Raw genomic sequence first — 12,351 nt, 5'->3', positions numbered from 1 at the left:
CCGCGTCCGCATCCGCAGCACCCGTCGTCGATATCCGCACGCTGCCGCCCGCCGTGCCGCTCAATGCAATCGGCTTCGACGGCGACTGGCCCGCGCTCGCCGTCACGCTGCCGCTCAAGGGCATCTCGTATCAGCTCGCCTTCAACAGCGAGTTGATGGCCGTCAACGGCAAGACGCTCAAGCTCAACGTCGCGGTCCAGCTGTATGCCGAGCCCGCGCAGATCGCGAAGCTCAAGGCGGCGCTAGCCGAACGCCTGGGCAGCGAGATCGACGTGCAGGTCGAAGTCGGCCCCGTGCAGCGCACGGCCGCCGTGCTCGATTCGATCGAGCGCGCCAAACGTCAACAGGAAGCGGAACGCGAGATCGGCACCGATCCGTTCGTGCAGTCCCTGATCCGCGAGTTCGGCGCGAGCATCGTGCCGGGCTCGATTCGTCCGCTCATGCCGGGCGCCGAAGCGGGCCAGAACGCGGCGCACTGATTCCCAGGCGCGCAGCCACATTGCGAACCCGCAGAAGGCGTACGCGCCCAACCGAATCCATTATCACGAAGGAGCAAGTCCATGATGAAAGGCCAACTCGCAGGGCTGATGAAGCAGGCCCAGCAGATGCAGGAAAACATGAAGAAGATGCAGGAGCAACTCGCGCAGATCGAAGTCGAGGGGCAGTCGGGTGCGGGTCTCGTCAAGGTGACGATGACCTGCAAGAACGACGTGCGCCGCGTGTCGATCGACCCGAGCCTGCTCGCCGACGACAAGGACATGCTCGAAGACCTCGTTGCCGCTGCATTCAACGATGCCGTGCGCAAGGCGGAAGCCACCGCGCAGGAAAAGATGGGCGGCATGACGTCCGGCCTGCCGTTGCCGCCGGGATTCAAGCTGCCGTTCTAAATCGCGCAGCGTTGTCGCGCGCGGCGCATGACCGCATGCCCGCGCGTTGGACGTTCATCGTCTAACGGCGCGGCCTTGCGCGCAGCGACACGACGCGATTCAACCTCTCTTCGATCGACGCCGCCGTACCCGCATGAAACAACCTTCCGCCCTGTCGGCGCTCGTCGAAGCGCTGCGCGCATTGCCCGGCGTCGGTCCGAAGTCCGCGCAGCGCATGGCCTACCACCTGATGCAGCACGACCGCGAAGGCGCCGAAAAGCTCGGCCGCTCGCTGCTGTTCGCGACCGAGCATCTGCAGCACTGCGAGAAGTGCAACACATTTACCGAGGCGCAGATCTGCGAGGTCTGCAGCGACACCGAGCGCGATCCGACCTTGCTGTGCGTCGTCGAAACGCCGGCCGACCAGATCATGCTCGAACAGACGATGACCTGGCGCGGTCTGTATTTCGTACTGATGGGGCGGCTGAGTCCACTCGACGGCATCGGGCCGAAGGAAATCCATTTCGACCGGCTCGTGAAACGCGCGACGGATGGCGTCGTGAAGGAAGTCGTGCTCGCAACCAACTTCACGAACGAAGGCGAAGCCACCGCGCATTATCTTGGCCAGACGCTGAAGGCGCGCGGACTCTCCGTCACGCGGCTGGCGCGCGGCGTACCCGTCGGCGGCGAACTTGAATATGTCGACGCGGGCACGATCGCACGCGCGATGCTCGACCGGCGTTCGATGTAGCGGGGCGCAGCCGTAAGGAGACGGTGCCACGCGTGAGGACAGCACAAAAAAGATCAGGAGACACATGAGCGCACACACTTCAACGGCAAACGGCAAACCCGACGGCAAACCCAGCGGCCCGCTCGCGGGCGTCAAGGTGCTCGAACTCGGCACGCTGATCGCAGGCCCGTTCGCGGCGCGCTTTCTCGGCGAGTTCGGCGCGGATGTCATCAAGATCGAAGACCCGAAGGGCGGCGATCCGTTGCGCAAGTGGCGCAAGCTCTATCCCGAAGTGGGCGGCACGTCGCTGTGGTGGGCCGTGCAGGCGCGCAACAAGCAGTCGGTGACGATCAATCTGAAGGCCGACGAAGGCAAGGAGATCGTCCGCAAGCTCGCGAAGGAAGCGGACATCGTGGTCGAGAATTTCCGGCCCGGTCTGCTCGAAAAGCTGGGGCTCGGCTACGACGTGCTGTCGGCAGAGAATCCAGGACTCGTGATGGTGCGGCTGTCCGGCTACGGCCAGACGGGGCCGTATCGCGATCGTCCGGGCTTCGGCGCGATCGCCGAATCGATGGGCGGGCTGCGCCACATCACGGGCTATCCGGACTTGCCGCCGCCGCGTATCGGCATTTCGATCGGCGATTCGATCGCGGCGCTGCACGGCGTGATCGGCGCGCTGATGGCGCTGCATCACCGGCAGGCGAACGGCGGCAAAGGCCAGGTCGTCGACGTCGCGCTGTACGAAGCCGTCTTCAACATGATGGAAAGCGTGGTGCCCGAATACGGCGTGTACGGCATGGTGCGCGAACGCACGGGCGCGTCGCTGCCGGGCATCGTGCCGTCCAATACCTACCCGTGTCGCGACGGCAGCATCGTGATCGGCGGCAATAGCGATCCCATTTTCAGGCGGCTGATGCTCGCGATCGATCGCGACGATCTCGCCAACGATCCCGCGCTCGCGCATAACGACGGCCGTGTGCCGCGCACGCAGGAAATCGACGGCGCGATCGCCGCATGGCTCGCCGATCGCACGATCGACGAAGCGCTCGACGTGCTCAATGCCGCCGACGTGCCCGTCGGCCGCATCTACAGCGTCGCCGACATGTTCACCGATCCGCAGTACGTCGCGCGCCAGATGATCCAGACCTTCAAGTGGCAGGACGGCCGTGACATCTCGCTGCCGAACGTCACGCCGAAGCTCTCGGAAACGCCCGGCGAGACGCGCTGGCTGGGGCCCGAACTGGGTGAACATACGGATGAAGTTCTGCAAACGCTGGGTTATGATGCGGACCACATCGCAAGGTTGCATGCGCAACAGATCGTGTAGCCGGCGGACACGCTAACGCACGCCGGCACGCGGCGCGAAGACGGGCGGACAGCCCGCGACAGAACAAAAAACGGAGACAGGACCATGCAACGAAGAAGCTTCCTCGCAGGCTCGGCGGCACTCGCGGGCGCATCGCTCGTCGGCTCGCCGCTCGCATTCGGCCAAAGCAAGCTGGAAACGTCGAAAGTCGCGATCGCCGTCGGCGGCAAGAATCTTTTCTACTATCTGCCGCTCACCATTGCCGAGCGCCGCAATTTCTTCAAGGACGAAGGGCTCGAAGTCGAAATCTCAGACTTCGCGGGCGGCTCGCAGGCGTTGAAGGCGGCGGTCGGCGGCAGTGCGGACGTCGTGTCCGGCGCCTTCGAGCACACGCTGCTGCTGCAGGCGAAGAACCAGTATTTCCGCGAGTTCGTGCTGCAAGGGCGCGCGCCGCAGATCGTGCTGGCCGTGTCGAAGAAGACCATGCCGAACTACAAGTCGATTGCCGATCTGAAGGGCAAGAAGATCGGCGTGACGGCGCCGGGTTCGTCGACGTCGATCATGGCGAGCTTCGTGCTCGCGAAGGCCGGACTGACCGCGAAAGACGTGGCGTTCATCGGCGTCGGCGCCGGTGCGGGTGCGATCGCCGCGCTGCAGTCGGGCCAGATCGACGCGCTCGCCAATCTCGACCCGGTGATGACGAAGCTCGAACGTTCGGGCGAGATCCGTGTCGTGTCGGATACGCGCACGCTCAACGATACGCACACCGTGTTCGGCGGCAACATGCCGGCGGGCTGCCTGTACGCGTCGCAATCGTTCATCAGCAAGAATCCGAACACCACGCAGGCGCTGACCAACGCGATGGTGCGCGCGCTCAAGTGGCTGCAGACGGCGACGGGCACGGAACTGATCAACACGGTTCCGGAGTCGTATCTGCTCGGCGATCGCGCGCTGTACCTGGATTCGTGGCAGCACGTGAAAGAGGCGATGTCGCCGGACGGTCTGATGCCGGTCGACGGTCCCGCCACGTCGCTCAAGACGCTGCAGGCTTTCGACGAGACGGTGAAGGGCAAGCCGATCGATCTGTCGAAGACATGGACGAACGACTTCGTGAAGAAGGCGCTCGCGACGGTCAAGGCGTAAGCGGCAGCCGGCATTGGAATCCACGAAACAAGAAGCGAGCCGAACGATGACCGTTGCCGCCCTGGCGCTCGAAAACATCACCTGCACGTTTGCGTCGCGCGAGAAGCGCGGGCAACGCTATACCGCTGTCAGGGACACGACGCTGCGCATCGCGCCGGGCGAGTTTGTGTCCGTGGTCGGGCCGACGGGCTGCGGCAAGTCGACGTTGCTGAACGTCGGCGCGGGGCTGCTCGAACCGTCGTCGGGCTCGGTAACGGTGTTCGGCGAAACGCTCAAGGGCATCAACCGGCGCGCGGGCTACATGTTCCAGGCCGACGCGCTGATGCCGTGGCGCTCGGCGCTCGACAACGTGCTGGCGGGCCTGTCGTTCCATGATGTCCCGCGCGCCGAAGCCCGCGCGCGCGCCGAGGAATGGCTGAAGCGCGTCGGCCTGGGCGGCTTCGGGGACCGTTATCCGCATCAGCTGTCGGGCGGCATGCGAAAGCGGGTCGCGATGGCGCAGACGCTGATTCTCGACCCGGACATCATCCTGATGGACGAGCCGTTTTCCGCGCTCGACATCCAGACGCGCCAGTTGATGGAAAACGAGCTGCTCGATCTGTGGGCGGCGAAGCGCAAGGCGGTGTTGTTCATCACGCACGATCTCGATGAAGCGATTGCGATGTCGGATCGCGTGGTCGTGTTGTCGGCGGGGCCGGGCACGCGGCCGATCGGCGAGTTCAAGATCGATCTGCCGCGTCCGCGCGACGTCGCCGAAGTGCGCGCGCATCCGCGTTTCGTCGAACTGCATGCGCAGATCTGGAGCGTGCTGCGCGATGAGGTTCTCAAGGGTTATCAGCAACAGTTGACGGTCGCGCCGGAGGGCAACTGAGATGTGGAAAGCATTGCGCCCGAATCGCGCGAATCTCGTGATCTGGCAATGGCTGCTGCTGGTGCTGAGCTTCGTGCTCTGGTACGTGCTGACCAGCCCGACGCTGTTGCCCGCGTTCTATTTCGACGATCCGAACAAGGCCGCGTTCTTCTTCGGCGAGCCTCAGAAAGTGCTTGTGCGAATCTGGGAATGGTTTGCAACGGGTGAGATTTATCTGCATCTCTGGATCACGTTGATCGAGACGGTGCTCGCGTTCGCGCTCGGCACGGTGCTGGGGCTGGGTGTCGGTTTGTGGCTCGCGCTGTCGCCGCTCGCGAGCGCGCTGTTCGATCCGTATATCAAGGCTGCGAACTCGATGCCGCGGGTGATTCTCGCGCCGATTTTCGGTGTGTGGTTCGGACTCGGCATCTGGTCGAAGGTCGCGCTCGGCGTGACGCTGGTGTTCTTCATCGTGTTCTTCAATGTCTATCAGGGCGTGAAGGAAGTGAGCCCCGTCGTGCTCGCGAACGCGCGCATGCTAGGCGCGAACCGCAAGCAGCTATTGCGCGCCGTCTATCTGCCGAGCGCGATGAGCTGGGTGTTTTCGAGCCTGCATACGTCGGTGGGGCTGGCGTTCGTCGGCTCGGTGGTCGGCGAGTATCTCGGCTCTGCGCGCGGCGTCGGCTATCTGATCCTGCAAGCCGAAGGCACGTTCGACATCAACACCGTGTTCGCCGGGATTCTCGTGTTGACGGCCTTTGCGCTGATACTCGATGCGATCGTCGGTGCGCTTGAGAAGCGTCTGATGAAGTGGCAACCGAAGAGCGGCGAGACGGAAAAAATCTGAGCGCGCTCTAAGGCGAATGAGACGTGGCGCGTGTCGGTCCTGCGAAGGCCGCCACGCGCCGTTTTCATTTTCAGTGCAAGAAAAGGTTCAAGGCGTAATCACGATCTTGCCGAGCACGCGCCGCTGCGCCATGTCGTTTAGCGCGCGCGCCGTGTCCTCGAGCGGATAGCGCGCCGACACCAGCGGCTTGAGCTTGCCCGCGCGAATCCAGCCCAGCATTTCCTGAAAGGCGGCGGCATTGTGCTGCGGCTCGCGGCGCGCGAAATCGCCCCAGAACACGCCCACGATGCTCGCGCCTTTCAGCAGCGCGAGATTGAGCGGCAGCTTCGGAATCTCGCCATTCGCAAAGCCGACCACGAGATAGCGCCCACGCCAGCCGATGCTGCGAAAGGCGGGCTCTGTATAACTGCCGCCGACGGGGTCGTAAATCACGTCGGGGCCGTTGCCGTCCGTGAGCGCCTTGATGCGTTCGCGCAGGTCTTCCGTCGCGTAGTTGATGGTTGCGTCCGCACCGTGCGTGACGCAGGTCGCGAGCTTCTCGTCGCTCGATGCCGCCGCGATCACGCGCGCGCCGAGCGCCTTGCCGATTTCGACGGCGGCGAGTCCGACGCCGCCCGCTGCGCCGAGCACGAGCATCGTTTCGCCCGCTTTCAATGCCGCGCGATCGACCACGGCGTGATGCGATGTGCCGTACGCGAGCGTGAAGACGGCGGCCGTTTCGAGGTCGGCGTCGTCGGGCAGCGGTACGCACGCGCCGGCGTCGGCGACCGCCTGCTCGGCGAAACCGCCTTGCTGCGTGTAGGCGACCACGCGCATGCCGGGCTTGAACTGCGTCACGCCGTCGCCGACGGCGCGCACGATGCCCGCCACTTCCGCGCCGGGCGTGAAGGGCAGGGGCGGCTTGAACTGATACTTGTTCTGGATGATCAGCACGTCGGGGAAATTGACGCTCGCCGCTTTCACGTCGATCACGATCTGACCGGGCTGCGGCACGAGATCGGGCAGTTCCTCGATGCTCAGCGTTTCGGGCGGGCCGTACTGGTTGCAGCGGATTGCGCGCATCGTGTCTCCCATCGATAAGGGTGTGGTGTAAGCGTCACAGGCTGATGCATGCTTCATAAGCGTGCTTTCGATTTGCGGGCCGGCTGCTCGCGCCGTGCAACGCGCGTGCCGCGATGAATCCATGCCGCGAATCGGCGTAAAGCAGGTGCGAACGACCGTGCGCATCGGAACCGCAACATAGCACGTCGCGCGATGCATGAAAGCATAGGCATGCACGTGCCTCGTGTGTCGTTCGCGTGCCTTGTTTCCTCGGTTACAATCGCCGCATGCGAATCCTACTCAGCAATGACGACGGTTATCTGGCGCCAGGCCTTGCTGCGCTTTATGAAGCGCTGAAGCCCCTCGCCGATGTCACCGTGATGGCTCCCGAACAGAATTGCAGCGGCGCGTCGAATTCGCTGACGCTGTCGCGTCCGCTGTCGGTGCTGCGCTCGGCCAATGGTTTTTACTACGTGAACGGCACGCCGACCGACTCCGTGCACATCGCGTTGACGGGCATGCTCGACCATACGCCCGATCTCGTCGTGTCCGGCATCAACAACGGCCAGAACATGGGCGAGGACACGCTGTACTCGGGCACCGTCGCCGCAGCGACGGAAGGCATCATGTTCGGCGTGCCCGCCATCGCTTTCTCGCTGGTCGATAAAGACTGGGTGCATCTCGAAGACGCCACACGTGTCGCCGCCGAAATCGTCGCGCACTATCTCGAACGTCCGTTGCCCGGCCATCCGTTGCTGAACGTCAACATTCCGAACCTGCCTTACGAGCAGCTGCGCGAATGGCGCATCACGCGCCTCGGCAAGCGGCACCCGTCGCAGCCGGTGATCCGCCAGACCAACCCGCGCGGCGAGCCGATCTACTGGATCGGCCCGTCGGGCAGTGCGCGCGATGCCAGCGAAGGCACCGACTTCCACGCGGCGGCCAACGGCTTCGTGTCGATCACGCCGCTGCAACTCGATCTGACCGATACGGCGATGCTGCCCACGGCGTGCGACTGGGTGCGCGCCGGGAGCGGGACTTCATGACCGGCGAGCGCGCAAAGCGCTTTCCGCTTGGACTCGAGGACCTGGTGCGCGAGCCGCGCCGGGCCGACGCGCGCGACGCGAAAACGGGCAAGCTGGCTGTGTCGAAGCCGGTCGCTTCCGGCGCCAATGCGCAGGCCGGCCGTGCGCGCAGCGGCGGCATCAGCGGCACGGTCGGCGGCGCCAAGACTGCGGCACCTGCGAAGGGCGGCCCGGGCATCCTCAATTCGAACGCGAAAACGGCTGGTTCGTCTGCGCGGACGCCTGTCGTGGTCAAACCCGTTGTCAAAAGCGCCGTTACAAAAAACGCGTCCGGAATCGTCAATACGAAAAGTGCATCCACGATCCGCAACGACGGCGCGCGCAACCAGTTGCCGCGTCCGGTGACGGCGGTATTCGAACGCACGGGCGCGCCGAATGTCGCGTTGACGAGTGCCGTCACGCTGACGTCCGAACGCGTGCGCGAACGGATGGTCGAAAGGCTGCGGGCGAACGGCATCACGGATCCGCGCGTGCTGGATGCGATGGCCATGGTGCCGCGCCACATGTTCGTGGATCCCGGTCTCGCTACGCAGGCGTACGAAGATGCGGCGCTGCCCATCGGCCATCACCAGACCATCTCGAAGCCTTCTGTGGTCGCGCGGATGATCGAGCTGGCGGCGCAGGGCCGCACGCTCAACAACGTGCTCGAAATTGGCACGGGCTGCGGCTATCAGGCCGCGGTACTAAGCCAGGTCGCGCGCGACGTGTATTCGATTGAACGCATCAAACCGCTTTACGAACGCGCAAAGACGAACCTGCGCCCGCTGCGCATCCCGAACATCCGTCTGCACTACGGCGACGGACGCATCGGTTTGCCCGCGGCTGCGCCGTTCGATGCGATCGTGATCGCGGCGGCCGGACTCGATGTGCCGCAGGCGCTGCTCGAACAGCTCGCCATCGGCGCGCGGCTCGTGGCGCCCGTCGGATCGCAGGACGGACAGTCGCAGGTGCTCACGCTCGTCGAGCGCACGGGGCCCGCGCAATGGCGCGAATCGCGGCTTGATCGCGTTTTCTTTGTCCCCTTAAAATCCGGAGTGATTTGAACCCGATGAGTATGTTTCGCGCGATGCAAAGAACCAGCCTGAATGTCCCGTTGTCCGTCGCTCAGCGAAGCGTTTGCGTGGCCATGCTGTCCGTCCTGGCAGCATGTGCGACGCGGCTCGATCAGGCGCCAGTGGTCGATCGCTCCGGCACCTTGGGCACCGTCACGCAGCCCGGTGCAGCACCCGGCGCGCAGGCGCCCGTGCCGCTCGGTCCGCCGCCTCCGGGCTACTACCGAGTGAAGCCGGGCGACACCTTGTATAGGATCGCGCTCGAAAACGGTCAAAACTATCGCGACATCGCCGCGTGGAACAACCTGACGAACCCGAACCAGATCGAAGTCGACCAGTTGCTGCGTGTGGCGCCGCCGGGCGCGAACGGCGCACCGATGGTGCCGGGCGTCGCGACGGCGCCGATCGGCGGCGGGGCAGTGCAGAGCGCGCCGCTCAATGGCGCACCTGCCGCGCCGTCGGCGGGCGCCGCCAATCAGCCGCCCATTTACGGTGCGGCACCGGGCGCGATGGCTGCGCCCATGGTGACGCCGCCGGCTGCTACGAGCGACACGACGGCGTCGAATGGCAACGTGACGTTTGCCTGGCCTGTGCGCGGTCCGCTGCTCAACGGCTTTGACGATTCGAAGAACAAAGGCGTGAACATCGGTGGGTCGGCGGGTGAACCGGTAAAGGCTTCCGCTGATGGTCGCGTGGTTTATGCAGGAAATGGGCTGCGCGGTTACGGCAATCTCATTATCATCAAACATGACGCAACGTATCTCACAGCGTATGCACATAACCGCGCTTTGATGGTAAAAGAGGGTGACGCGGTGACCAAGGGGCAGAAGATCGCCGAAATGGGCAACAGTGACTCGGACCGCGTGATGTTGCATTTCGAAGTTCGCCGGCAGGGTAAGCCTGTCGACCCAATGAAGTATTTGCCGCCGCAATAAGCCAAGCGATACGACCATGCCGAAATCGAAGCGCCGCCCATCGCAAGCAGAGACTGAGTCCCTCAGCCGTGCCACGCCTGTTTCGGTGGACGACGCCGGCGCTTCCGACGCCGACGACGACAATGCCGACGAGATCGACAACAGCAATGACGCCGACGAGCGCGGCTCGCGCGGCGACGAGGAATCGGATTCGCGTGAAGGCGCAAACGATTCCGCGCCCGACGCCGACGATTTCCGCGCGCTGCTGCAGGCCGAACTCACGGCCGACACGATCCAGCACTACCTGAACCGGATCAGCGTGAAGCCGCTGCTCACCGTCGAGGAAGAGCAGCGCTATTCGCGTCTTGCGAAGGCGGGCGAATTCGAGGCGCGTCAGGTGATGATCGAGCGCAATCTGCGGCTCGTGGTCAGCATCGCGAAGGGCTATCTGAACCGCGGCGTGCCGCTGCTCGATCTGATCGAGGAAGGCAACCTCGGGCTGATGCATGCGATCGAAAAATTCGATCCGACGCGCGGCTTTCGCTTCTCGACCTATGCGACGTGGTGGATCCGCCAGAGCATCGAGCGCGCGATCATGAACCAGGCGCGCACGGTGCGTCTGCCCGTGCACGTGATTCGCGAGCTGAACCAGGTGCTGCGTGCGAAGCGCCACCTCGAAAAGAACTCGATGAATTCGGGCGAGGCGGCCGAGCGCCGCGACGCGAGTATCGACGATATCGCGTATCTGACGGGCAAGACGACGGATGAAGTCACCGATATCCTCGCGCTGAACGAGCACACGGCATCGCTCGATGCACCGCTCGATCTCGATCCCGCGAGTAGTCTGCTCGATCTGCTGTCGGACGATCAGAGCCAGTCACCCGATGCCGAGGTACAGCATCGCGAGCTCGAGACGCTGACGCGCGCGTGGCTTGCGCGGCTGTCGGACAAGCACCGGCATGTGATCGAACGCCGCTTTGGCCTGAATCACATCGAACCGGCCACGCTCGAAGAGCTTGCCGACGAAATGGGCCTCACGCGCGAGCGTGTGCGCCAGATCCAGCAAGAGGCGCTGGTGCGACTGAAGCGTTTCTTTGCTTCCAATGGCGTACGCAAGGACGCCGTTCTCTAGAAACTGATGACACCCATTCTGGTTTTCGACATCGAGACGATTCCCGATGTCGCCGGCATTCGCCGGCTTGAAAGTCTTCCCGCAACGATGTCCGACGAAGAAGTGGCCGAGCACGCGTTTGCGGCGCGGCGCGAGAAGACGGGCAGCGATTTTCTGCCGCATCACTTGCAGCGCGTTGCGGCGATCTCCTGCGTGTTTCGCGACAACAACGGTTTTCGTGTGAGGTCGCTCGGCACGCCCAGCGACGGCGAGGCTGCACTCGTGCAGTCGTTTTACCGGACCATCGAGAAGTACACACCGCAACTGGTGTCATGGAACGGCGGCGGTTTCGATTTGCCCGTGCTGCATTACCGTGCGCTGGTCAACGGCATTCGCGCGAACCGTTACTGGGATCTCGGCGAGGACGACCGCGACTTCAAGTGGAACAACTACATCAGCCGGTATCACTCGCGGCATACGGACCTGATGGATGTGCTCGCGATGTATCAGGCGCGAGCGAATGCACCGCTCGATGCGCTTGCCAAGCTGTGCGGTTTTCCGGGCAAGCTCGGGATGGATGGCGGGCAGGTGTGGCAGGCGTTTCAGGCAGGACGTATCGATGAGATTCGCAATTACTGCGAGACGGATGTCGTGAATACCTACCTGCTGTATTGCAGGTTTCAGTTGATGCGCGGTGGGTTCTCGCCGGAAGAGTATGCGGATGAAATTGCGCTGGTGAAAAATACGCTCGCGCAGGAGGCGGCGCCGCACTGGGGTGAGTATCTCTCTGCGTTCGATAATTGATGGTTTTTGCTGTTGCTGTTGCTGTTGCTGTTGCTGGCATCCGCGATTTCATGTTGGTATTCATGCGTTGCCCCTGTGCGGGGCGGCACTTACTTTCTTTGCCGCCGCAAAGAAAGTAAGCAAAGAAAGCGGGCTAACCCCGCCAGTGCTGGTTCCTGCCTGCGGGCCCTCAACGGGTCCCGCACTTCACTCGGCAACACATCGTTTTGCGCCCGTTGCCAGCTCTCTGGACAGGCGCATCACCCGCTCCAGTCACCCGTAGCGCAGCCAGCGGCAGCGAATCTTTTGCGCCGCCCAGGTGGCAAACTGTGTGTAGGGTGTCGCACCGGACACATTCGCGCTTCTACGACACCGCCCCCGCTTTTCAGTCCGGAGTGGTGCACTTCCATCGCGACGGCCTACACACAGTTTGCCACCTGGGCGGCCGTGGATTTCTGGTAACGCGAAACGTGACGTGGGAGCGTGAAGCGGGTGAGGCGTGCAGTTAGCACGCTGGCAACGCGCATGAAATAGCGCGATGCCGCACGTAGCGTAAGAACGGTTGGGGGCCCGCAGGCCAAAATACGGGCTGGCGGTGTGAGCCCGCTTTCTTTGCTTACTTT

General features: G+C 63.7%; 13 protein-coding genes. 12 read left to right on the top strand and 1 reads right to left on the bottom strand.

What is annotated here, in order from left to right:
* The 7 genes from G3N95_RS34520 to G3N95_RS34490 form a co-directional block, all read left to right on the top strand.
* On the top strand, window positions 1-479 hold a 479-nt coding region (locus tag G3N95_RS34520; RefSeq protein ID WP_277398057.1), incomplete at its 5' end, for a DNA polymerase III subunit gamma/tau C-terminal domain-containing protein.
* A gap of 81 nt (window positions 480-560) precedes the next feature.
* Window positions 561-887, top strand: a complete 327-nt coding sequence (locus G3N95_RS34515) for a YbaB/EbfC family nucleoid-associated protein (RefSeq protein ID WP_006048866.1) — start codon at window positions 561-563, stop codon at window positions 885-887.
* A gap of 133 nt (window positions 888-1,020) precedes the next feature.
* Complete coding sequence (gene recR / locus G3N95_RS34510; protein WP_205974565.1) at window positions 1,021-1,617, top strand: recombination mediator RecR; 597 nt, start codon at window positions 1,021-1,023, stop codon at window positions 1,615-1,617.
* 64 nt (window positions 1,618-1,681) lie between these two features.
* A complete protein-coding gene (locus tag G3N95_RS34505; protein ID WP_205974564.1) occupies window positions 1,682-2,923 on the top strand; it encodes a CaiB/BaiF CoA-transferase family protein in 1,242 nt (413 codons plus the stop codon).
* Window positions 2,924-3,007: 84 nt separating this feature from the next.
* Window positions 3,008-4,045 (top strand): ABC transporter substrate-binding protein, encoded by a 1,038-nt coding sequence (locus G3N95_RS34500; RefSeq protein ID WP_205974563.1) that lies wholly within the window; start codon window positions 3,008-3,010, stop codon window positions 4,043-4,045.
* Window positions 4,046-4,091: 46 nt separating this feature from the next.
* Entirely contained in the window at window positions 4,092-4,916 is an 825-nt protein-coding gene (locus tag G3N95_RS34495) for an ABC transporter ATP-binding protein (RefSeq protein WP_205974562.1), read from the top strand.
* 1 nt (window position 4,917) lies between these two features.
* Entirely contained in the window at window positions 4,918-5,742 is an 825-nt protein-coding gene (locus G3N95_RS34490) for an ABC transporter permease (protein WP_205974561.1), read from the top strand.
* 87 nt (window positions 5,743-5,829) lie between these two features.
* Here the strand turns inward: G3N95_RS34490 and G3N95_RS34485 are convergent, their stop codons facing one another.
* Window positions 5,830-6,804 carry an NADPH:quinone oxidoreductase family protein gene (locus G3N95_RS34485; protein WP_205974560.1) on the bottom strand — a complete coding sequence of 325 codons (975 nt, stop codon included), beginning with the start codon at window positions 6,802-6,804 and terminating at the stop codon, window positions 5,830-5,832.
* Window positions 6,805-7,070: 266 nt separating this feature from the next.
* On the opposite strand from G3N95_RS34485, the gene surE reads away from it, so the two are divergent.
* From surE to G3N95_RS34460, 5 genes are read left to right on the top strand one after another with little or no spacing between them, the layout of a single operon-like run.
* The gene (gene surE / locus G3N95_RS34480) at window positions 7,071-7,829 is read left to right on the top strand and encodes a 5'/3'-nucleotidase SurE (protein ID WP_205974559.1); all 759 of its coding nucleotides are present in this window, start codon (window positions 7,071-7,073) and stop codon (window positions 7,827-7,829) included.
* Window positions 7,826-8,911 (top strand): protein-L-isoaspartate(D-aspartate) O-methyltransferase, encoded by a 1,086-nt coding sequence (locus G3N95_RS34475; protein ID WP_205974558.1) that lies wholly within the window; start codon window positions 7,826-7,828, stop codon window positions 8,909-8,911. Before surE ends, G3N95_RS34475 begins: the two co-directional genes overlap by 4 nt.
* Window positions 8,912-8,916: 5 nt before the next feature.
* A complete protein-coding gene (locus G3N95_RS34470) occupies window positions 8,917-9,855 on the top strand; it encodes a peptidoglycan DD-metalloendopeptidase family protein (protein WP_205974557.1) in 939 nt (312 codons plus the stop codon).
* A gap of 16 nt (window positions 9,856-9,871) precedes the next feature.
* Entirely contained in the window at window positions 9,872-10,966 is a 1,095-nt protein-coding gene (rpoS, locus tag G3N95_RS34465; protein ID WP_205974556.1) for an RNA polymerase sigma factor RpoS, read from the top strand.
* A gap of 6 nt (window positions 10,967-10,972) precedes the next feature.
* Window positions 10,973-11,749, top strand: a complete 777-nt coding sequence (locus G3N95_RS34460; protein WP_205974555.1) for a 3'-5' exonuclease — start codon at window positions 10,973-10,975, stop codon at window positions 11,747-11,749.
* Window positions 11,750-12,351 lie beyond the last annotated feature (602 nt).

The sequence above is a fragment of the Paraburkholderia sp. Tr-20389 genome, assembly GCF_017104565.1.
Taxonomy (GTDB): domain Bacteria; phylum Pseudomonadota; class Gammaproteobacteria; order Burkholderiales; family Burkholderiaceae; genus Paraburkholderia.
Note: the sequence above shows the minus strand (reverse complement) of the source record. Positions and strands in the feature narration are given on the sequence as shown.